At 43.8% G+C, this 20,471-nt stretch carries 20 protein-coding genes and 1 other RNA gene; 6 read left to right on the top strand and 15 right to left on the bottom strand.

Annotated features, from left to right (window positions below):
- From lnt to FAI40_07680, 3 genes are all read right to left on the bottom strand, one after another.
- Window positions 1–1,566: an apolipoprotein N-acyltransferase gene (gene lnt / locus FAI40_07690; protein ID QCE35218.1), complete on the bottom strand. Its 1,566-nt coding sequence runs from the start codon at window positions 1,564–1,566 to the stop codon at window positions 1–3.
- A 29-nt stretch (window positions 1,567–1,595) separates the two neighbouring features.
- The gene (locus FAI40_07685) at window positions 1,596–2,495 is read right to left on the bottom strand and encodes a GNAT family N-acetyltransferase (protein QCE35217.1); all 900 of its coding nucleotides are present in this window, start codon (window positions 2,493–2,495) and stop codon (window positions 1,596–1,598) included.
- Between the two features lie 91 nt (window positions 2,496–2,586).
- The gene (locus tag FAI40_07680) at window positions 2,587–3,060 is read right to left on the bottom strand and encodes a transcriptional repressor (GenBank protein QCE35216.1); all 474 of its coding nucleotides are present in this window, start codon (window positions 3,058–3,060) and stop codon (window positions 2,587–2,589) included.
- Between the two features lie 112 nt (window positions 3,061–3,172).
- Here FAI40_07680 and FAI40_07675 point away from each other — a divergent pair, with 112 nt between their 5' ends.
- A complete protein-coding gene (locus FAI40_07675) occupies window positions 3,173–3,436 on the top strand; it encodes a sulfurtransferase TusA family protein (protein QCE35215.1) in 264 nt (87 codons plus the stop codon).
- Here FAI40_07675 and FAI40_07670 read toward each other — a convergent pair.
- From FAI40_07670 to FAI40_07650, 5 genes are all read right to left on the bottom strand, one after another.
- The gene (locus FAI40_07670) at window positions 3,423–3,914 is read right to left on the bottom strand and encodes a GNAT family N-acetyltransferase (protein ID QCE35214.1); all 492 of its coding nucleotides are present in this window, start codon (window positions 3,912–3,914) and stop codon (window positions 3,423–3,425) included. The genes FAI40_07675 and FAI40_07670 overlap by 14 nt on opposite strands.
- Window positions 3,915–3,922: 8 nt before the next feature.
- Entirely contained in the window at window positions 3,923–4,597 is a 675-nt protein-coding gene (gene tsaB, locus FAI40_07665) for a tRNA (adenosine(37)-N6)-threonylcarbamoyltransferase complex dimerization subunit type 1 TsaB (protein QCE35213.1), read from the bottom strand.
- The gene (locus FAI40_07660) at window positions 4,594–5,220 is read right to left on the bottom strand and encodes a malonic semialdehyde reductase (GenBank protein ID QCE35212.1); all 627 of its coding nucleotides are present in this window, start codon (window positions 5,218–5,220) and stop codon (window positions 4,594–4,596) included. The genes tsaB and FAI40_07660 overlap by 4 nt, the downstream gene beginning before the upstream one ends.
- Before the next feature lie 40 nt (window positions 5,221–5,260).
- Window positions 5,261–5,863, bottom strand: coding sequence for a NifU family protein (locus FAI40_07655; GenBank protein ID QCE35211.1), 603 nt, complete (start codon window positions 5,861–5,863; stop codon window positions 5,261–5,263).
- A gap of 260 nt (window positions 5,864–6,123) precedes the next feature.
- Complete coding sequence (locus FAI40_07650) at window positions 6,124–7,038, bottom strand: FAD-dependent thymidylate synthase (GenBank protein ID QCE35787.1); 915 nt, start codon at window positions 7,036–7,038, stop codon at window positions 6,124–6,126.
- Window positions 7,039–7,129: 91 nt separating this feature from the next.
- Here FAI40_07650 and ssrA point away from each other — a divergent pair.
- Window positions 7,130–7,459, top strand: a transfer-messenger RNA (tmRNA) gene (gene ssrA, locus FAI40_07645).
- Window positions 7,460–7,475: 16 nt separating this feature from the next.
- Here the strand turns inward: ssrA and FAI40_07640 are convergent.
- Window positions 7,476–8,669, bottom strand: a complete 1,194-nt coding sequence (locus FAI40_07640; GenBank protein QCE35210.1) for a hypothetical protein — start codon at window positions 8,667–8,669, stop codon at window positions 7,476–7,478.
- 10 nt (window positions 8,670–8,679) lie between these two features.
- A complete protein-coding gene (locus FAI40_07635; GenBank protein ID QCE35209.1) occupies window positions 8,680–10,194 on the bottom strand; it encodes a bifunctional heptose 7-phosphate kinase/heptose 1-phosphate adenyltransferase in 1,515 nt (504 codons plus the stop codon).
- Window positions 10,195–10,380: 186 nt separating this feature from the next.
- On the opposite strand from FAI40_07635, the gene FAI40_07630 reads away from it, so the two are divergent.
- Together FAI40_07630 and FAI40_07625 are read left to right on the top strand one after the other, a co-directional pair.
- Window positions 10,381–10,956 carry a hypothetical protein gene (locus FAI40_07630; protein QCE35208.1) on the top strand — a complete coding sequence of 192 codons (576 nt, stop codon included), beginning with the start codon at window positions 10,381–10,383 and terminating at the stop codon, window positions 10,954–10,956.
- A gap of 25 nt (window positions 10,957–10,981) precedes the next feature.
- On the top strand, window positions 10,982–12,127 hold the full coding sequence (locus FAI40_07625) for an AbrB family transcriptional regulator (GenBank protein QCE35207.1): 1,146 nt from the start codon (window positions 10,982–10,984) through the stop codon (window positions 12,125–12,127).
- Window positions 12,128–12,185: 58 nt separating this feature from the next.
- On the opposite strand, the gene FAI40_07620 is transcribed toward FAI40_07625, so the two are convergent.
- Window positions 12,186–12,413, bottom strand: a complete 228-nt coding sequence (locus tag FAI40_07620; GenBank protein ID QCE35206.1) for a hypothetical protein — start codon at window positions 12,411–12,413, stop codon at window positions 12,186–12,188.
- A 169-nt stretch (window positions 12,414–12,582) separates the two neighbouring features.
- Here FAI40_07620 and FAI40_07615 point away from each other — a divergent pair, with 169 nt between their 5' ends.
- Together FAI40_07615 and FAI40_07610 are read left to right on the top strand one after the other, a co-directional pair.
- Complete coding sequence (locus FAI40_07615; GenBank protein QCE35205.1) at window positions 12,583–13,863, top strand: lytic transglycosylase domain-containing protein; 1,281 nt, start codon at window positions 12,583–12,585, stop codon at window positions 13,861–13,863.
- The gene (locus FAI40_07610; protein QCE35204.1) at window positions 13,860–14,420 is read left to right on the top strand and encodes a DUF1643 domain-containing protein; all 561 of its coding nucleotides are present in this window, start codon (window positions 13,860–13,862) and stop codon (window positions 14,418–14,420) included. Before FAI40_07615 ends, FAI40_07610 begins: the two co-directional genes overlap by 4 nt.
- Window positions 14,421–14,429: 9 nt before the next feature.
- On the opposite strand, the gene mutL is transcribed toward FAI40_07610, so the two are convergent.
- The 4 genes from mutL to FAI40_07590 all read right to left on the bottom strand — a co-directional run bounded on the left by mutL (window position 14,430) and on the right by FAI40_07590 (window position 20,450).
- The gene (gene mutL, locus FAI40_07605) at window positions 14,430–16,337 is read right to left on the bottom strand and encodes a DNA mismatch repair endonuclease MutL (GenBank protein QCE35203.1); all 1,908 of its coding nucleotides are present in this window, start codon (window positions 16,335–16,337) and stop codon (window positions 14,430–14,432) included.
- A 9-nt stretch (window positions 16,338–16,346) separates the two neighbouring features.
- Entirely contained in the window at window positions 16,347–16,874 is a 528-nt protein-coding gene (locus FAI40_07600; protein QCE35202.1) for a DUF3035 domain-containing protein, read from the bottom strand.
- Window positions 16,875–16,884: 10 nt separating this feature from the next.
- Window positions 16,885–17,358, bottom strand: a complete 474-nt coding sequence (lspA, locus tag FAI40_07595) for a signal peptidase II (GenBank protein ID QCE35786.1) — start codon at window positions 17,356–17,358, stop codon at window positions 16,885–16,887.
- A gap of 89 nt (window positions 17,359–17,447) precedes the next feature.
- Window positions 17,448–20,450, bottom strand: coding sequence for an isoleucine--tRNA ligase (locus FAI40_07590; GenBank protein ID QCE35201.1), 3,003 nt, complete (start codon window positions 20,448–20,450; stop codon window positions 17,448–17,450).
- Window positions 20,451–20,471 lie beyond the last annotated feature (21 nt).

Here is a 20,471-nt window from a genome sequence, read left to right as displayed (position 1 = left end):
TTATCCCCTAGGTTTCCGACTTTTAAAGTAAAAACTCAAAATCAGCCCAAAGAAACAACTTAAAACAGAAATCAAAACAGGGGTTAGTCGTCCAAATCTTGAAAAAACAGTTGGCCCTAAAGCATTTGGCAACTTAGCAAGCTTGGTCGCAACCTTCCCCCACTCAATAAGAGCAATTTCTTTTCCTTGCGGTGAATAGGCAACTGACGGGCCAAAATTATTTACAAAAACCAGTGGCAGCCCCTCTTCCACACTTCTCAAACGTCCAGCCGTCATATGCTGCCAAGGTCCTGCGCTGTTACTATACCAAGCGTCATTGGAAATCGTTAAAATCCACCCTGGACGGTCTTTAGAGGAAGCGACCCGTCCCGAAAAAACCATCTCATAACAAACTAAGGGACTAACAGAACCCAAGCCAGATGCCTTCCAAGTTGTAACCCCCGCTCCCGGTGTCAGCTGATCTGGCAATAAATTAAAAGGAATAATCCCTGGCTGGTATTCACCAAAAGGCACTAAAGTGCTTTTTGCATAGATAAAAGGAATCTCGCCTTCTGGCGAAACCGCCTGCGCTGTATTATAAATGCGTCCTTTTTTATCTTGTCTCAAAGAGCCTGTAATCAGCCAATGCCCTTCAGCTGCCTGTGCAATAAGCTTTTGAGCGATTTCTGTCTGATCTAATAAAAAAGGAAAAGCTGATTCAGGCCATGCAATCACAAGATTTTTACGGTTTTCTCCCTCAGAAAGTGCTTTTTCCACCCCTTCATTCGTTAAGCGGAGATACGTTCCAAAACGCTCTCGCCCAGCGCTACGGGTAAAAATTTCTGTTTCTGAAATGGAATTCTGAACCATCAAAACATTCGGATTTTCCGCCTGCACCGCCTGTGGCGGAGAAATATATCGAATGACCGAACAAACAATAAAAAGAGCCGCAATAGATAAGCTCGCAAAACAAATTTTTCTTCCTAAGAAAAATCCTGTTCCACACAAGGCCAAAATAAACGTTAAACCATCTACACCAATCCAGCTTGCAGGCTGAAGCAGAATATCTCCCAAAATACCTGGAAATGCCAAGGCAGAACCCGGAGGATTCCAAGGAAATCCTGTAAAAATATAGGTTCTTAAAAGATCCGATAAAGGCCACATCCCTGCAAAAAGCAGGAGACTTGCAAGCCGATGCCCTTCGGATTTACTAGAATTTTCTTCTGACGCATTAAAAAAAGGAATTCTTGCCGCAAGCGCAGGCAACGCCATTAAAGGCGCAATCAGCAAGGATACACCAGGAGAAGCTATTGGAACAGCCCACCAAAAATCCTCAACCCGCGTTAAAATCGCATCGGTTAACCAATAAAGATCCGTAACATGCCAACCCATTCCATAGAGAAAGCCCCACCAAAGCGTCTTCTTCCAATTCGGCGCATTTACTGATCCATGCCATAAAAAGAAAAAGCTCAAAGGCAGAAAAATAAAAATATACCACGGAGGCAAAGCAAGAGCGCCTAGAATGCCGGCGGATAAAAATCCCCACCAAGATTTTTCCGCTTTTGCCCAAAACGCCCGATAATTCATTTTTATTCTCTTAAATGAGTGTCAATTCTCTAAGCAAGTGCATTTCGAAGCTGGCGTTCATAATGACGATAATATTTATCTGTCATTAATTCTGTTTTCACCATAACAGCGACATCAGTGCATTTAAAATCGGGATCAACGACAGCGCCCTCACCAACGAAACCGCCTAAACGCAAATAACCTTTTAAAAGCGCTGGCAATTCAGAAAGGCATTCACGGCGATCTAACTGATCCTGATCAATCATTTGCATTTCAACGTAACGCTCAGGCAACGCCTTCACACGCAAAGCAGGAGGAGCCAAATGATTATAATAAAGATAAGAAAGTGTTTTTGCATGCTGTTTCGGATCTGCACCTGAAAGGCTTGCACATCCAAAAATCACATCAATTTTGTGCAAAAATAAATAATTTGTCAGTCCTCGCCACATAAGCTGCATGGCAACTTGACGGCGATAATCTTTTAAAACACAGGAACGGCCTACTTCTAAAAGCATTCCTTCAAATTTCAATAAAGGAGAAATGTCAAACTCCCCCGCACTATAAAAATTCTCACCTTCTTTGAGCATATCAGAACGCAATAGCCGATAAGTTCCAACAATCCCTTTTGGGCCATTTTCAATAGAGGTATCAATCGCAAGCAAATGATCTGCACGGGAATCAAATTTATCCTTATCCCGCTTACTTTGACGCACCTCATCAGAACAGGAAACTCCTAACTCTTCAACAAAAACCTTATAGCGAACAGCTTGCGCCGCCTCAATTTCTGCCTGATTCTTTGCGAGACGCACAGCAAGGCCACCACCACGAAGCTCGGGAATTCCTCCCGTTTCAACATGGTCTTTTGCTAAAATTTTAGCCAGATTTCGAACATGATCTGAAGCGGCTTTCCCTTCTGAAAAACCGCCAATTTTTTTATCTACGTCCAACATTCGCACTGCTTTCTTAACTGTCTATGTCTATGGCTTTTTACCCTAAATTTAAACGCTTTTTAAAATAAGAATAAAACGTTTAAGGCAAAAATTATTCATCCTCTTCAGAGAGTGGTGTTCCAATTAGCTCAACCCTATGGGAAAGCAAATTAAAGCCCATACGCTCAACAATTGTGTGAAGCAGCTGGGTCAGCTTCGCATTATCAAACTCCAACACCTCATCGGTTTCACTGTTTAGGAGATGATAATGAACACCATGGTGAGAAGCCTCATAACGTGCTCGGTCACCTCCCAAATCAAGGCGTTCTAAAATACCATGATCTTCTAAAAGCTTAACCGTTCGATAAACCGTTGTAAGGGAAATTTTTGGATTTTCTTTTACAGCCATCTGATGTAATTCAGCCGCATCTGGATGTCCATCCGTCTGTGACAAAATCCGTGCAATCACCTGGCGCTGTCCCGTCATTTTAAGACCAGCATCTCGACAGTGGCGTTCAAGCTGAGACTCTTCCTGAGATTCTTCAGAATCTTGCGTATTCTGATGAGGATCTATCTGACTACGCATTGTTTTGTAAAACTTCCCTCTTATTTCTTACATTTTATTAAGTATAAAGTTATAAAACAGGTAACAACAGAATGAAATAATAACCACCTGTTTTATTTGAATGATACCGTAAATGCTGCAAAAGTCTCCTGACAAAATGACACCTGCTTTTTTAGATGCCAGAAAACTCCACTGTCCTATGCCCAGCGTTCATCTTAGAATGGCTCTTGACACTTTAGAGCCTAATCAAACGTTAGAGATGCTAGCAATCGGTGAAACAGCTTTTTCCAATGCAAAAACGCTCTTAGCAATGCTCCATTATCCAGAACCCGAAATCCTTTTAAAAGATGCGACAACAGGAGAATGGAAAATCCTCATTTATCCTAAAAAGTACTAGTTGCACCTTCTTTCAAATTGCAGCGCATTACGAGGGCGTGCCGTTCTTTTCCGTAGTAATTTCTACGCATACCAATCACTTTAAAACCTGCCCCGACATACAGCGCTCTCGCAGGTAAATTGCCCTCTTCAACTTCTAAAAAAATTTCCTCTGCTTGGCGTTTCTTTGCCCCCTCAAAAACAGAAGAGATAAGCTGCCTACCTAGTTTTTTACCTTGAAATTTTGGTAGAATTCCCAAAGTCAAAATTTCTGTTTCACCTAGAAGACTACGGCAAAGCTGAAAGCCGACAGGCGTATCCTCTATAATGAGAAGCTCACCCCATGCCCCTGTTTCCAAAGCGGAAACAAACAAATCCTCTGACCAGCAAAGATCCGAAGCAAAGCATTCTTTGTCCATTTCCGCCATTAAGGCAGCATAGACCAAAGTAATTTCTCGTTTTCTAAGTAAAAAAGATTCGTCCTGTGAGGGAATTTTCATTTAAAATTTTACTCAAACCCAATAGGCGGCGGTCGATCCGCAACCTTTGGACGGCTAATTTTAGGCGGATCAATATAGAGAGGCAGCCAATCGACCGCCTCTTTCGAAAGAGCCTCTGCGGCTTTAACAATCCCTTGAGCAGAAGGGTATGGAACAGCGCCTTGCATTATCCCAATAGAAAGTATTTTTTCAACAATTTCTGGAATTTTCTGTTCTCCAGAAACCGCATCGCCTGCGGCAAGTTTGACATCCTCCGTTAAAAATTCGAGCGCTTTTTCAATCGGAAGGGATTGTATCTCTTGATGAGGGGAATCAACAAAAACATAGCCTCTTCGGGCCAGAGAGAGAATCAGCGCATCAGGCGCATCAAGTGTTTCCCGTAAAGCGCTCCCTAAAGAAACCGCCCTCAAAGGGCATGCCCAGCCCATTGAAAGACCTTTTGCAAGCGCCAAACTTGAACGAAGACCTGTAAAAGAACCAGGACCGCGCACAGCAACAACCTGATCTGGTTGCCGTGGCGCAATAGACTCTAAAAGTCGAGCTGTCACCGCTGGGAACAAATTAGAACCGGTTCTCCCCTCAATAAATTCTTGCGCTAAGAGCCGCCCCTCTCCATCAACAAGAGCAACCATATTCCCTTTTTCAACACCAACACAGGCCCCATTTAAAACAAGACTAATCATCTAATCTCGCAGGCTTCTTCAAAAGGCAGTCGTGGCAAACGGGGCAATGGCGCACCATTTGGAAGTGTTTGTTTTTCAGCATAGCCTAATCCTGCGAGAAAATTCACACGCCAGCCCTGTTTCCGCAAAAAAAGCTCCTCAACCATGGGGGCATCAAAACCTGAAATCGGCAAAACATCTAAACCCAGCATTCTCGCGGCTAAAATCAAGTACCCTCCCTGAAGGGTCGAGTTACGAAATGCAGTCTCTTCACTTAATGCCACATCTGCTGCAAACCATTCCTTTAACCCCGCTTGGCTTCCAATCTTTGGGAGAGCATTAAAAAATAAAGGATCATAGCAAATCGCTGCAATAACATCTGCTGAACGAAGCGATTCAATATTCCCTGGAGACAAGGCTGGCAGTAAAGCTTCCTTTGCCTCGGAATCTGTTAAAAAAAGAAAACGTGCTGGCGCACTATTTCCAGAAGTTGGCCCCCATTTCAAAAGATCATACAAATCCTCTAAAATTTTAGAATCAATTTTTTTACCTAAAAATGTCTTGGGGGTCCGGCATTCTGTAAAAATCCTCTGTCCCTCAAGCTTATGGGTTTCTTGATCTAAGGAAGCACTCTCAAGGGACATTTTTTCTCTTTCTTTTAGGAAATTTACAGGTGATGCAAAATCAGGAAGCCTGACGAACCTCTAGCACTTGCGGAATAAAGTGTTTCAACAATCTTTCAACACCATTTTTTAATGTTGCCTGCGCGGAAGGACAGCCCGCACAAGCCCCTTTGAGCACAAGATAGACAATGCCATCATGGTAGCTGCGAAAAATAATGTCTCCCCCATCACGGGCAACAGCTGGACGGACACGATCTTCAATTAAGTCTTTAATTTGCTGAACAACGACTCTATCTTCTGGAGAAACCTCAGCTTCATCTTCTTTAGACTCTGCCGAAACACCTTCTTTTACAAAAGGCTTATTGGCAGAAAGATATTCACTAATCTTACTCAAAACCAACGGCGAAAAACTTTCCCAAGACGTTTCTGTCTGTACCATAACAGAAACAAAATCGCGCCCGAGAAAAACTCTTTTCGTTTCTGGATATTCAAAAAGCTCTGCCCCGAAATCAGAAATCTTCCGAGACTGCGCAAAATCAACTAGCTCAACCGTATCGAAAGAACCTGTAACAGAACGTCCCAAAGCAAACTTACGCACCAACGGATTAGGTGTCTCCTGCACATCAATTAGAACAGGGATCATTGTTTCCTGTAAGTCGCTCATCTTAAATTCCTTATGTTCAAAACATTACTATAATTAACCGTAGTTCTCATATAGTTCCGAGAAAGCCAAAAACCTAGGGGAATTCGGGAAAGTTTTATTTTGGCAAAGGCCAAAAAACCTCAATCCCAATCGAAATTCCCAGCAAAATCACAGCGACAACTCCCCAAACACGAAAGGTTTTTGAAGTATATTTGTCGATTTTTGCGTCCTCTTCTTTTAAGAAATCATACGCTTCTGGAAACTCATCGTTTTTCAAAATTTCAAGCCTCTAAATCCAAAGCATCACACATTTCAAGCCATTCCCGTTTACTCATATGGGAATCTTCTCTTGTGACTTTTTCACCTGCAATCATGCGCTTAACAGCCTCCACCATTGATGCGGAAAGCGTCTTTGCTCCCAAACGATATTCTCTAAAGGCTTCTGCGGCAAAAGGAACCCAAACCTCCAAAATTTCGAGCATTTTTTCAGCATAAACCCGAATTTCATACTGGGCATGGGGATCAGCACGAAGGGAAACAAAATGAAGTAAATTATGGAGGTTAATTTTCCAATAAAACTGCGTATAAGTTCCCACAGTGAGATTAATACGCGCAAGTTCACGCGCAAGCCCCTCTTCATTTTCATTGCCCATCATCGTTTCATAATTGCGGTAACAACGCTCCGCATCTGAACGCAAAAGCTCTAAAACCTGCTGGGCTTTTTCTGGCGCAAGCAGATCCCCTGTTCCTTGATGATTTGTTTCACTTTGTTCCCCAATTCTTTCAATCGCAGGAATATAAAATTCTTTGTCCAAAACGGAATAACGTGCGGAATACTCATTCACACTCGCCGTACGGTGACGAAGCCATTGACGGGCAACAAAAATAGGCATTTTGACGTGAAATTTAATCTCACACATTTCAAAAGGCGTTGTATGCCGATGACGCATAAGATAACGGATCAGCCCCTTATCCTGAAGGCTTTTCTTCGTTCCTCGCCCATAGGAAACACGGGCAGCCTGCACAATCGCAGAATCATCGCCCATATAATCAACAACCCGCAAAAAACCATGATCGAGCATCTTAAATGGCTCAAACAAAATTTCTTCCAGCCCTGGCACTACGGATCTAAAAGTCTGTTTCTTTTCTTGCCTTAATTCTGCAACTTCTTGTTGTTGTTCTTGTGTCAGCCCCATAGCACCATTCCCTAACATGAAAATCTTCCTTCACAGATAGCTTTTTTTAGCAAATATTTGAATAAACAAAATTATATTTTATTTTATTCTAAGGCTTGAAAAATAGCTAAAAACACGCCATTTTATAAGAGCTGGTTTTCCAGACTATGGCAATAAACGGTTTATGGAATAGGCGTTACGGACCCGAGGGCAGTGCTCGGCGTCTCCACCAAACTATGCTTTTGTTATCAAAGTATCTATGGGGACGAAACAGGATCGACGTGCGCAATAAAGATATTCTTTTTGCTCGGCATGGTACCACCGTTACCGGACTAAAACTTTATAAGTGCCAATGATAACCATGAGGTGCTCGCTGTCGCTGCCTAATACGCAGAGATAAGCGCGGTTCGGGAGGGTACCGAGCAACAGAAACCCTCCCACTTTTCCTCTTTCCGCTTTTAGCCGATTGCTTTGATTGCGATAACAGCGCTTAAAATATGGTAAAAAGAAGTCGCAGGCATTAAAGCGCTTTCAGGATTTCCATTTTTATTTAAACGGTCAATCCAGCCACCTTTTAAACGCTTTGGCGTAAAATCTTCGAAGAAAATTTCTGTCTGCTCTTGAAGCTTTTCCAAAATTTTTTCATTTGCGCCCTTTGTGTAACTAGAAGCTAAAAGACGCAAATATTCGGTTTGAAGCCATAACCGAATAGCTGAATTATATTCATGCCCTGTTTCCAAAACAGCATTAACAATCCAATGGGGATTTTGAGAAGATTTCCCGTACTGAACAGCAAACTCTTTGAATGTCTGCGCTATTTTCTGCAAAGCTTCTACTTCAAAATCCTCTAAATCTAAAAGACGGCAAGCTTCTCCTAAAAGCCAGCTCCACTCAAATAAGTGCCCCGGCTCTACGGAATTCTGACCCGCTTTTTCCAAAGCCTGCCAATGTTCATCAAATTTTTCTGGCAGCAACCCTTTTTCAGCCACAAGATGTGTTTTAAAAAGCTTCAGAATTTCCTTAGCACGCTGCTGCCAAATCATGTCACCATAGACTTCATATAGGCTTAAACAGGCTTCTAGGAGGTGCATCCAAGGATTTTGCGCATGCTCCCCGTGATAAGGCAACACTTCCCGCCACTCTGAAAAACGCTGAAACTGTCCTTCCGCTATCTCTACGCCAAAGAGTTGAAAAATTTCCTCTCCCGCACACAAAGAGGTTTGACGAAATTTTTGAAATGCTGGCGAATTTTTTTCTTTCAATAAATGCCCCAGCGAAGCATAAGCAAAAAGAACGAAAGCATGCCCATAAAGGTCTCTTTTAGCCTCTAAAATCTCCTGCTTTTGGTTCAGGGAAAATATCCAGCCTTTTTGTCCATCTCGGTTGTGGTAGAGCTTCTCTAACCTTCCCATAACAGATAATGCTAAATCACCCCACGCCTCATCCCCTTCTTGAAAAGAGGCTAGCAGCGCAAAAGAGGAAACTTGACGTGCTTGCGCCATCAAACGCAATCCTTGTGGATTCTCTGCACGTCCTGTAAATGTCAGCATCTCATTAAAAAGGCCTAAATCTGAATGATAACCAGCTGAAGACCACAAAGGCGCAGCTTCATCAAACATCCAGCTTGTCCATTTTTCCTGTAATTGTTTCATCGCCAACACCCTATAACTCTCCTTTTTGACCCTGATTATCTCTTAAAAGTTTTTGATAAAAAGACGTTGTCGAATATCCTTCCTCAAGGGGGAAAAGAAAAACCTCTGCATCCTCTCCGCCGACAACTTCCTCAGGGCGGTAATCCCCCCCCTTAACAATCACATTCGGAGCAAGCTCTTTCAAAAGAGCTGCAGGCGTATTCTCATCGAACAAAACGACCATGTCCACCCAACGCAAAGCCGCCAAAGAAGCAGCCCTAACTTCTTGATTTTGAAGAGGGCGTTGAGCGCCTTTAAGCCGTTTAACAGAGGCATCTGTATTTAAGCCCACAATCAGGTAGTCTCCCAAAGAGGAAGCTTTCTGCAAGAGGCGCAAATGTCCAAGATGAAGAATATCAAAACAGCCATTTGTAAAAATGATCCGTTTCTTCTTTTCCCTTATTTCTTTGCAAAAACGCCCTGCCTCCACCGCTTGTTCAAAAATGGGAGCAAAAGGCTCAATCACTTTTCCAAATTCTAAATAAGATTTAATTTTTTGCCGCAAAGATTGAAGCGTAATTTGGACTGTACCATGGCGTGAAACGGCTAAGGCAGCTGCATCTATCGCAACTTTAACAGCTTCTTCAAGTGCGAGACCACGCGCCAGCATCACGGCAATCGTTGCCAAAACCGTATCACCTGCCCCAGAAACATCAGCAACTTCCACTTTTTCTGCGGGAAAATGCAGAACATCTCCCTCTTGTTTCCGCAAGGACATGCCCTCTTCAGAACGTGTCAGTAGAATTTCTGCACCTGAAGATTCTGCGGCAAGCGCTAAAGCTTTTTCAATTTCTATCTCTGTCTCCAATGAAAAAGATGTTGCTTTTGAAAGTTCCGATTTATTAGGGGTTAAAAGAGAAGCGCCTCTATAAAAAGACAAATCAGCTTGCTTAGGATCCACCAAAAGAGGCTTGCCGCTCTTTTGCGTAAATTCAGCAATTTTCTGAAAAATACCGCCCTCTAAACATCCTTTGTTATAATCAGAGAAGACCACAACCTCTGCCCATTCGAGTGCCTCTTGCGCTTTCTGAATGATTTGTTGGCAGATAAAGACAGGAAACTCTCCAGTTTCCTCACGGTCCAACCTTGCAATCTGCTGATTACCGCTCACAAGACGCGTTTTAACTGTCGTTGGCCGCCCTTTCCAAGCAATAAGCCCGGAAGTATCAACTTTTCCTGCCCCCTGTGCCTTTGCCAACTGGGAAAGATTATTTTCTTCAAAAACAAGCTGATCCAAAAGCGTACGCAATTTCTGACCTTCAGAATCTTCCCCGCACATTCCAATCAGTTTTACACTCGCACCCAAGGCAACAAGATTCGCCGCGACATTTGCTGCACCGCCAGGAACAGCATATAAATTTTTCTCTCGCAGAACAGGGACAGGCGCTTCGGGAGAAATCCTGTCAATACGCCCCAAAATATACTGATCCAGCATCACATCCCCAATAACAAGGATGCGCCCATATTTTTTTTCAGAAAAAACCATCTATTCTCCGACTAAAATAAAATGCGTTATTCTCCCCCTAAATCCCCATTTCCAAAAATAAGTTATATCTTTTTGTTGTACCCTTAAATCGAATAAAGATATAATCCAAGGAAATCCTTAAATGATATAGGCAAACTTTTGTCTGATTTTTTTAATTCTCTAAAATCGTGAAAAGTATTTGAAATTATGAGCGGTAATGACGGCAATGATGGAACACCCATTGACCTTGGACAATTGCTAAACCAAAGCATCATCCCCTATCCAAAATGGCTGGAAGAAGCCCAGCGGGAAGTTATGGTTAAGGCCCTAGAATATGCAGCAGAAGAAGGCCTTCCAGGGGAGCATCATTTCTACATCTCCTACCGAACAGATTATCCAGGTGCCATTTTGCCAGATTGGCTTCGTGCCCGTTACCCTGAGAATATCACCATTGTCCTTCAACGCCAGTTTGGTGAGTTGAAAATCAGCAAAGAAGCTGGAAATGAGCATTTTTCTGTTCTTCTATCCTTCAATGGCCAGCCAACCCGTTTAACTATTCCCTTCAAATCCGTTGCTGTCTTTTCAGATCCAGCTGTTCCGCTTGAATTACAGTTTTCTGTTCCTGTTGGCTCTCAAGACGAAATGGAGTCTTTTGAAGACGAAGATGATGAATCAGCACCGAAAGAAACTTCTTCTGAAAATGCTGAGATTGTCCAGCTTGACCGCTTCCGTAAAAAGAAAAATCCAACACCCCAACCTCCTTCAGGCGGTGCAAGCGCCTAATTTTTCATTTTTTTAGGTACTTGTTGTGGCTCAAACACAAATCTCTCCCTCCACAAATACGTTCCATACAGAAGAAAAGCCCCACTCTCTCTTTGAGAAGTGGGCGTTTCTTCTTATTCTCTCCATTATTTTCACCTTAAGTTTTTTTACAGTGCATCTCGGGGCTGGACTCATGCTCGGCCCAATGCTTGCTGCTGTCTTCTGTGCTGTTACAGGCCGGCATATTAAAATCAGCCGACCCTTTTTTAATTTTGCACAAGCTGTTCTGGGAGCTCTTGTTGTCGGTGCGATTTCCGCTACGGCAATGGCGACAATCTCACAACATCTCTGGATTGTTCTCTTTTTTACCTTTTCCGTTATCATTGTCAGCCTAACAATGGGGGCAACTTTAACATGGAGAGGTGTTGTTCCAGGAACGACTGCACTTTGGGGATCTTCCCCTGGCGGGGCGTCCACCATGGTTGCAATCTGCGGTGATTTCGGTGCGGATCCGAAAGTCGCCGCCTTTATGCTTTATTTCAGAGTCGCATTGGTTGCCTTTGCCACATCTCTGGTAACCTATTTTGCACTCCCTAATCTTTCCCTTTCCCTCTCGACACTGGTGAAACTCTCCCACGAACTGCATTTTGACCTTTGGTCAAGCCTTGGACTGATTGCCTTTGGGACGGCGCTCACTTTAGTTGCGAGAATTCCTGCTGTTTCTTTACTCAGCGTCCTTATTATCGGTGTAATTTTAAAATCCTTTGGACTTTGTGACATCAATGCGCCTTATTGGCTCAGAGTTCCAGCTTATACGATTATTGGCTGGTCTATTGGCATGCGCTTTACAAAGCCTGTTTTAAAACATGTTATCAGAATTCTGCCATCGGTTGCCCTCTCTGCAGGAGTGGTTGTTGGGGCATGTGCGCTCCTCTCTTTCCCCTTGGCAAAATTAGCGAATATTGATTTATTGTCTGCTTATCTTGCGACCTCCCCTGGAGGGCTTGATACAATCATCATTATCAGCGCAGGCGCTCCTGTGAACCTCCCAATCATTCTGGCATTGCAAACAGCCCGTATGATTGCTGTTCTTATCGTTGGGCCTGCTTTAGCTAAACCCCTTGGTCGATGGCTTGAAAAACATGCGGCCAAACCTCTCACAAAAGAAGCTGAAGACGAAGACAAAATCTAAAATAAAGAGAAGGCCGTTAAAACCTTCTCTTTTCATAAAATCTCTTCTTAAAAAAAGCTCACCAGTGTTTTGAAATCCACCAAAATTCTTCCGAAACCAAAGAAATACTCCCCACACCCTTTTCTTTATCTGTTTCAGCGGCCGCTTTTGCAATTGCTGCCATACGCTCGACATAAAGCGCTTTTTTCTGTTGCGCCTCTGTTGGTTCCTTAATTGCACGCAATTCTGCGAGTGTCAGCTCAGCAGCCTTCGCCACGCGCGCAGCATCCAATACACCTGAAGCCATTACTCTATCTCCTTAAATTAAAAATTTCTCTTCTCCATCAGATAATCACAAAAAAAATTAAGAAAAGCCCTATATTTTATTAGAAATAAAAAATTCTAACCTTCCCAATAAATAACCTGCTAAGTAGAATGAACTGGCTTTTCTCTTATTTCCTAATGAACTCTGCACAATGATCTTTTCTAGGCCTTTGAAAAATCTTTCCTTTTTTTTCCTAACGGGATTGATTCCTGTTATTCTCTCCGCTTGTGCAGGGGATGGCTCTTCCCCAACGCTTGAAGGTGACGAATATCTCAATCTGCCGGCAGCACAACAAGAACAATATTATAGAGCAAAAGCCTCCCGCCATCATTACAGTCCTCCTGGCGCAACAGACGATCCTTGGGGCCCTTATATCGCTGAAGCTTCCAAACGTTTTGATGTTCCACAAGCATGGATCAAAGGCGTCATTCTACAAGAATCTGGTGGCCATCTTTACGATAAAAGTGGAAAACTCATTACTTCTGGCGCAGGAGCGATGGGTCTGATGCAGTTGATGGGGCCTTCTTATGACATGCTGCGAAAGCAATATAACCTAGGGCCTAATCCTTACGATCCTCGTGATAACATCATGGCGGGAACGGCTTATATCCGCCAAATGTATGATATTTATGGGACGCCGGGCTTTTTAGCCGCCTATAATGATGGGCCGGGAAACCTTGATCGCTATCTGAAACGTGGGGCAAGACTTCCAAGAGAAACACGCAACTATGTTGCTTCTATTGGGCCGTTGATTGCAGGAACATGGCCTCGTTATCGTTCCCGTGCGGATCTCATGGTCTCCCGCTATTCCAACGACCCTGCGACAAGCAGATTGGCAACAAAACTTCTCAACAAAATGCCACCGGATGCAAAGGTCATCGATACAATTGATTTTGCAACCTATACAACAGACAATGCGGTTGATAATCCTTCAACAGCAGAGAAGGCACAAGTTTCCCTCTCGCCGTTGGCAAAACCTGCTCCCCCTGTTTATGCACCGCAAGTCTATCCGCCAGGACATGCCGCAGCAGCGACAAATATGCCTGTCTATCCGCCTGGGCTATCTGGAACAGCACGGCCAGAGAGTGCGGCATTGCCTTCCCGTGGCGCTTCTATGTCAAGCCCATCAAACACCCGCTCTGACTTAGATGCAGAAGTGAATAAAATGCGCAACACGAATGCGCAAACGACTTGGAGCGTTCAACTCGGCGCTTTCCCCTCTATCGTCTCTGCCACAACAGAGGTTAAAAAACTCAAGGCCAAAGCTGGCTGGTCACTTGCAGATGGCACAATCAGTATTTCACAGGCGAACAATACAGGGAAACCCCTCTATCGAGGCCGTGTCACAGGTCTAAACAAGGGGCGCGCTGAACTTGCTTGCCGCCGTATCAAGCCAAACCCCTGTTTTATCATCGCACCAAAGCGTAAATGAACAAGAGAAGTAATCTAAAACATGCTCACTCTGCTGGTAAAAGCCAAGGGCTGTTTTTAGGGGAAGATATAAAAAGTACCGCCCTATACGGTGGTCTTGGAGACTGTTACCGCTATAAATTGTGCCGTGTCTGGGACAAAACAAAGCCCCGCATTATGTGGATTATGATGAATCCCTCAGTCGCCACAGAAAAAGAAGATGACCGAACGGTTGCAAAATGTCAGCGTCTTTCTCGGAAATGGGGCTATGGCAGCATGAATGTTGGGAATTCTTTCGCCTATCGCTGTACAGATCAAAAAAGACTTTTAGAAGTTTCTGATCCTGTTGGGAAAGAAAATCTAGAGCATCTCTTAAAAATGGCACAAGAAAGCGATTGTGTTCTCCTTGCTTATGGAACGCCTCAAGCCAAAATGCTTCAAGCGCAAGGGACAAAAGTCGCCAAATTTCTAGCAGACGCTGGCATTAACCTTTACGCTTTGAAGCTCAGCACCAAAAACCGTCCCTGCCATCCGCTCTATTTAAGTGAAACACTCAAACCTATTCCCTTTGTTCCTTAAACAAAAGCCTTAACGGCCGAACATTTTTTCGAGTTCTTCTTTTCCTAAACTAATCCATGTTGGACGGCCGTGTGGACAGTTACCAGCTCTTGGATGCGTTTCCATATCCCGTAAAAGTTGAGACATTTCTTCATGATTTAAACGCCTCCCTGCCCGAATACTGCCATGACACGCCATTGTCGCTAAAATATCCTCAATTTTTTCTTCCAAGGCTTTTGCTTTCTTTGCAGGAAAATCATCTAAGAACGCAAGCTCTTCAGCTATATCCCTTAAAAGCGGCTCCACTTCGCCTGTCCCCAAAAGAGAGGGCGTTCCACGAACCATTAAACTTCCTGTTCCAAAATCCTCAATCAAAAATCCTAATTTTTCCAGCTCTGCTGATTTTTCTAATAAAGTCTTTGCAAGGAGATCCCCTATTTCCAAAATTTCTGGCATAAGAAGGGTTTGGCTTCGAATTCCTCCCTCTAAGAACTGTTCCCTCAAATATTCAATCGTTAATCTCTCATGTGCAGCATGCTGATCTACCAAGATCAATGCGCCATTTTCGGCACGGGAAAGAATATAAGTCTCAAAAATCTGAGTAATCGGCTGACCAAGAGGATATGTTTTTCCATCGGCCTCACTGAATTTTGCCTCTTCTAAAACTCTTGCGGCTAAGGCCTGCGTTTCCGTGAATTTCCTGACATTCGCCTGCGAGGCTGGTGCAAAGCTCGCCTGCCCAAAATCAGGGGACAAGGCTGACATCAATCTCTGATTCAGCGCATTCTTATCTTGCCCAAAATTTCCTGCTGATCCAACTGAAAAAGATGGCGCTTTCACTGCTGTTTTACCAAAAGCAAATGAAGTCGTTTCACCAGCGCCTCCAGAAAGTGCTTCACTCAGCACATGAATTAAAAATCCACGCACCTTAACCTCATCCCGAAAACGAAGCTCATTTTTTGTAGGATGTACATTCACATCCACTTCCTCAAAGGGCAAATGAAGATGCACAGTCGCTACAGGGAAACGTCCCCGCTCAATTAAAGGCCGATAAGCAACACGCAAAGCCATTTGCAGTACTTTATCCGTCACAGTACGCCCATTAACGAGGAAAAATTGACTATAACCTGTTGATCTCGTTTGAGAAGGACTGCCAAGCCAAGCCGTAACAGAAAGCTGCCCTCTATTCGCCTGACAAGGAATAAAAAGATTTACTGGCGCACCCATTACTGCGGCTGCACGATCCTTTGCAGGTTGTGCTGGAAAATATAAAACTTCCCGATTGTCCCGTTTTAAACGAAAAGAGACCTCTGGTGCACAAAGCGCTAAGCGCCGCACCATATTTTCGATACGGCTATCCTCTACCCGTATGCTTTTTAAGAACTTACGCCGAGCAGGGGTCGCAAAAAATAAATCGCTCACCCGAACCTTTGTTCCTTTTGCACCAGCTGCAGGCTTTACGGGAAAAATCTCTCCCCCTTCCACCTCTTGACACCAAGCCTCTTCAGAATCGGCCAAACGGGAGGTCAACGAAAGGCGTGCCGTTGCAGCGATAGACGGCAATGCCTCTCCCCGAAAGCCCAGTGTTCGAATATCTTCTAAAATTGTCGAGAAATCTTCTTCTACAGAACTCTGAACGGTGGAAGAGATCAGCTGAAGTTTAGAAGTGCAATGACGCTGCACAGCAAAGGGCAATTCCTCTGGAGACATGCCTCTGCCATCATCAACAACCTCAATCAGGTCTTTTCCGCCAGACTTCGTTTCAATTTCGATTGTTGACGCACCCGCATCCAATGCGTTTTCAACAAGTTCTTTCACAACCCCTGAAGGGCGCTCCACAACCTCGCCAGCCGCAATCAAATTTACTAAATGATCCGGTAAGCGGTGAATGGAAGAAAAATGATCTGCCTCGTTCAACGCTTCTGTTTGGGGGAGCATCTGATACCTTTAGGGTTGTTCCGTTGGTGTTGGGCCTTCATTCATTGGACGGCCAAGAGCCTCATTTCGCCGTAAACGATGATTTTCCGCCTCGGCACTAACAACTGCGCCTGTCTTTTTCTCTTTCCAAAACATCACACGATTCACAAAACGGGGATCTTCAGATTCCGAAAGACCGCCGGAATCTGGCGTTGCAGCAGCTTTTTGCGTCGCTGCGGTTAACTCAGACTGACCTGGACTAGGTTCTCCAACAATCGGATGAATCGCCATCTCGGGGGAAAGCGTTTCCATTGCTTCCAAGCTAGCACTTTTATCGACATCAGAGCCTTCAGACTTATCACCTCCAGGCAAAGCCATTCTCTCAGATGGAGGCATGGAAAGAGGTGCTCTTGTTGTCACTGTATATTCGTCTGGCAAAGAACGTTTAAGGCCAAAAGCTCTCGCAGCTTCATCTCCTGAACAACCTGAGAGGGCTGTGGAAAGAAAAAAAGAGCAGACAACTGTCGTTAAAATTTTCACATGATAAGAATGCTTCATTTTCTCTCCCTCAGCCCTCGAAATTACCCGTATTCTTTTTATCACTGAAAAAAGAATAAATGATCCAAATCATGACGCCACCAACAATCGCTGTATCTGCCAAGTTAAAGACGTACCAAGAAACTTCCCCAATATGGAAATACAAAAAATCAACGACAGTACCGCCTCGAAATAAGCGGTCAAAAGCATTTCCAAGCGCTCCCCCAATAATCAATCCGCAGCAAAGCGCAATCAAAACCGAAGTCGTCCGCCAGAGATACATCCCGAGAGCCATACAGGCCATTAACGAAATAATAATAAAAACCCATGGACCGAGCGTATCTGTAACGCCGCCAAACATCCCAAAGGTTACAGCCTTATTTCGAACCAAAACTAAATCAAAAAAAGGCGTAATTTCCTTTGCATGAACAAAACCGCTCAATTTTTCGAGGATAATCCCTTTACTCCATTGATCAATCAGAAAAACAAGAACGATTAATCCCATCGCAATAAATTTAGAAGGTGTCGCCTGCTTCCAAGAAAAACCATTCAGATAAGTTCGAACTTTTTCTCTGAAAGAAAGGTTATCTGCGCTCATGAAGGCATTTCCTCTAAATAAGTTTTAACAACAGCTACGCAACGCGGGCAAAGATCGCTGTATTGTTCATTCTGCCCTACATCTTCCAGCACTTTCCAACAGCGGGCACATTTTTCACCACTTGCTTTTTCTACGTTAGCAGAGAATTTTTCACCTTGCGTCAATTTTAACCGTGAAACAATACAAATATCTTGCCAATCCTCAGATGAAAGCAAGTTTTGATCTTCTTCCGAAAGCGTTAGAAGAACGGAGGCCTCAAGCGAAGAGCGTATTTCTCCCGAAGTTCTTAAACCTTCTAACTCTGTTGTGATCATTCCCCGGAGTTCACGGATTCTCTCCCAATTTGCAGCTAAAGCAGTATCATCCCAAAGATAAGTGCCATTCTGGTGAGCTGGTTCATAGAAGGTTTCTAAATGCACGCTTGAAGCTTTTCCATCGGAGTCCTTACTCTCTCCAAAACGAACGGTCCAAGCCTCCTCTGCGGTAAAGACTAAGGCTGGTGCAAGCCAAGTTGTCAAAGCCCGATGGAGAATATCCAAAAGCGTTCTAACCGACTGGCGAATATGCTCCTGCTGCCCGTCGCAATAAAGAACGTCTTTACGAATATCAAAATAAAAAGCGGAAAGATCTAAATTACAGAAATTATAAATTTCATTAAAAACATCACGCCAATCATGCGTTGCTGACATTTTTTCAGTGCCAGCAGCAAGGGTGATTTTCTGATGAATCTGACGTAAGCGATGCAGAATATAGCGCTCTAAAGAGGGCAATTTTTCAAAAGGGACGATTTCCTTTTCATCAAACCCCTCTAACCCGCCTAAAATCCAACGCAGACTATTGCGGATACGGCGGTACATTTCCCCTTGCTGTTTCAAAATTTCCTTACTAATACGCAAATCTTCACTGGAATCTGAGTTAACAACCCAGAAACGCAAAATATCCGCCCCCATTTCATCTGCAACATCAATAGGAGAAACCACATTCCCCAAAGATTTTGACATTTTCCGGCCTTTGCCATCCAAAACAAAGCCCTGCGTCAAAATCGTTTTGGAAGGGGCAATATCCCAAGATTCAAGACATTCCAACAAAGTAGATTGAAACCAGCCACGATGCTGATCTGAGCCTTCCAGAATCAAATCTGCTGGAAAATTAAGCCCTTCTTGGCGCTTCCCTTGCGCATCTTGCAGAACAAGACCTGGCATACATCCACTTTCAAACCAAACATCCACGACATCAAAAACAGGCTCATAATCTTCAGGATTATATTTTTCACCGAGAAAACGTTTTGCCATGTCTGGCTGATACCAAGCATCTGCCCCTTCTTGTGCAAAGACATCTACAATTCTTTGCATCACTTCTGCATCGCGCAAAAGCTTATTCGTTTTCTTTTCAACAAAAATTGCAATAGGGACGCCCCATGTCCTTTGACGGGAAATACACCAGTCAGGACGTCCTGCAAGCATAGAAGTTAAGCGCCGACGAGAAGAGGCAGGCAAAAACGTCACCTCCTCCAACGCATCCAAAGCCTTATCTCTTAAAGAGCCTGCAGCTCCCCCTTCTGGCGTTTCATGCCCATCCATTGCGATAAACCATTGAGGGGTTGCTCGGAAAATAATGGGCTTTTTAGAACGCCAAGAATGCGGATAGGAATGTAAAATTTCCTCTTCTGCCATTAAACCAGCTGGCGCTTTTCCTTCATAATGTTCACGTGATTCATTCAACAAGTCACAAACAGGATCGGCCGCCTTAAAAACGTGAACGCCACTTAATCCTGATACATGATCTGCATACAGCCCATTGTCTAAAACATCTTCTGTAATCTTAATGCCATGGGAAATACAAAGGCGAAAATCATCATCTCCATGCGCTGGCGCCATGTGAACAACACCCGTCCCAGCCTCAGCCGTAACAAAATCTCCTCCAAGGAAAGGGCGTTCTCCATTATAAAAGACTTCCCCATTCGGAAGGTCTTTTCCTAACACATGGGACGAGAAGGGATGATAGGCTGTCGCCCCCTCTAAATCTGCCCCCAGTATCTCTGAAACTTGGCGATATTTAGAAATTTGTGCCTTTTTTACGAAATCTTCGACCAGTTCCTTTGCTAAGAGAAGGCGGCTATTCACAGGAACTAAAGAAGATTCAGTAACTTCCTTAGCCTCAATCACGCAATATTCCAACTCAGGGTTATAGGCTAAAGCCCGATTGAGAGGCACAGTCCAAGGCGTTGTTGTCCACATGACCGCAGAGACATTTTTCAATTTGCCATGCGTAGGATCTTGTTTAATTGGAAAGGCGACAAATAACGTGCGACTTTTAACGTCATGATATTCAATTTCAGCCTCTGCCAAAGCCGTTCTCTCGACAGGACTCCACATAACGGGCTTTAAACCGCGATAGAGACGTCCGCTCAAAAGAAATGCGCCTATTTCCTTTGCAATTCCGCTCTCATAACGATAATCCATTGTCACATAGCGATTTTGCCATTCAGCCTGTACACCAACACGTTTAAAATCTGCTTCCTGAACGCTGACCCAATGTTTAGCATAATCACGACATTGAGCGCGAAATCCTAAAATATCGTCTTTAACATCTTCTTTTTTCTTCTTACGGTTTTCCTCTTCGACTTTCCACTCAATTGGAAGACCATGGCAATCCCAGCCAGGAATATATCGAACTTCTTTTCCTGACATACGCTGCGCACGGTTAATCACATCCTTCATCACTTTATTCAAAGCATGCCCAATATGAATACGTCCATTAGCATAAGGAGGGCCATCATGCAGTGTAAAAACCGTTTTTCTCTGACGTCCTGCCTCTTTAATCCTCTGATCTAGTTTCTCCGCTTCCCATTGTTTTAAACGCTTAGGCTCTTGCGTGGGAAGATTTCCACGCATTGGAAAATTTGTCCTTGGCAGAAACACCGTCCCCCGATAGTCCCCTTGGGCAATTTTTTCTGCCTGAGTAATCTCGTTTAAGTGATGATGATCTTTTTGAGACATTACGTTTTTCCAAATCAGCTT

This window comes from Acetobacteraceae bacterium, from assembly GCA_004843345.1.
Classification (GTDB): domain Bacteria; phylum Pseudomonadota; class Alphaproteobacteria; order Acetobacterales; family Acetobacteraceae.
Note: the sequence above shows the minus strand (reverse complement) of the source record. Positions and strands in the feature narration are given on the sequence as shown.

What these genes read in the sequence shown, in the direction of transcription:
- lnt (QCE35218.1), bottom strand. Translation starts at nt 1,566, where the DNA reads ATGAATTATCGGGCGTTTTGGGCAAAAGCGGAAAAATCTTGGTGGGGA.
- FAI40_07685 (QCE35217.1), bottom strand. Translation starts at nt 2,495, where the DNA reads ATGTTGGACGTAGATAAAAAAATTGGCGGTTTTTCAGAAGGGAAAGCC.
- FAI40_07680 (QCE35216.1), bottom strand. Translation starts at nt 3,060, where the DNA reads ATGCGTAGTCAGATAGATCCTCATCAGAATACGCAAGATTCTGAAGAA.
- FAI40_07675 (QCE35215.1), top strand. Translation starts at nt 3,173, where the DNA reads ATGCTGCAAAAGTCTCCTGACAAAATGACACCTGCTTTTTTAGATGCC.
- FAI40_07670 (QCE35214.1), bottom strand. Translation starts at nt 3,914, where the DNA reads ATGAAAATTCCCTCACAGGACGAATCTTTTTTACTTAGAAAACGAGAA.
- tsaB (QCE35213.1), bottom strand. Translation starts at nt 4,597, where the DNA reads ATGATTAGTCTTGTTTTAAATGGGGCCTGTGTTGGTGTTGAAAAAGGG.
- FAI40_07660 (QCE35212.1), bottom strand. Translation starts at nt 5,220, where the DNA reads ATGTCCCTTGAGAGTGCTTCCTTAGATCAAGAAACCCATAAGCTTGAG.
- FAI40_07655 (QCE35211.1), bottom strand. Translation starts at nt 5,863, where the DNA reads ATGAGCGACTTACAGGAAACAATGATCCCTGTTCTAATTGATGTGCAG.
- FAI40_07650 (QCE35787.1), bottom strand. Translation starts at nt 7,038, where the DNA reads ATGGGGCTGACACAAGAACAACAACAAGAAGTTGCAGAATTAAGGCAA.
- FAI40_07640 (QCE35210.1), bottom strand. Translation starts at nt 8,669, where the DNA reads ATGAAACAATTACAGGAAAAATGGACAAGCTGGATGTTTGATGAAGCT.
- FAI40_07635 (QCE35209.1), bottom strand. Translation starts at nt 10,194, where the DNA reads ATGGTTTTTTCTGAAAAAAAATATGGGCGCATCCTTGTTATTGGGGAT.
- FAI40_07630 (QCE35208.1), top strand. Translation starts at nt 10,381, where the DNA reads ATGAGCGGTAATGACGGCAATGATGGAACACCCATTGACCTTGGACAA.
- FAI40_07620 (QCE35206.1), bottom strand. Translation starts at nt 12,413, where the DNA reads ATGGCTTCAGGTGTATTGGATGCTGCGCGCGTGGCGAAGGCTGCTGAG.
- FAI40_07615 (QCE35205.1), top strand. Translation starts at nt 12,583, where the DNA reads ATGATCTTTTCTAGGCCTTTGAAAAATCTTTCCTTTTTTTTCCTAACG.
- FAI40_07610 (QCE35204.1), top strand. Translation starts at nt 13,860, where the DNA reads ATGAACAAGAGAAGTAATCTAAAACATGCTCACTCTGCTGGTAAAAGC.
- mutL (QCE35203.1), bottom strand. Translation starts at nt 16,337, where the DNA reads ATGCTCCCCCAAACAGAAGCGTTGAACGAGGCAGATCATTTTTCTTCC.
- FAI40_07600 (QCE35202.1), bottom strand. Translation starts at nt 16,874, where the DNA reads ATGAAGCATTCTTATCATGTGAAAATTTTAACGACAGTTGTCTGCTCT.
- lspA (QCE35786.1), bottom strand. Translation starts at nt 17,358, where the DNA reads ATGGGATTAATCGTTCTTGTTTTTCTGATTGATCAATGGAGTAAAGGG.
- FAI40_07590 (QCE35201.1), bottom strand. Translation starts at nt 20,450, where the DNA reads ATGTCTCAAAAAGATCATCATCACTTAAACGAGATTACTCAGGCAGAA.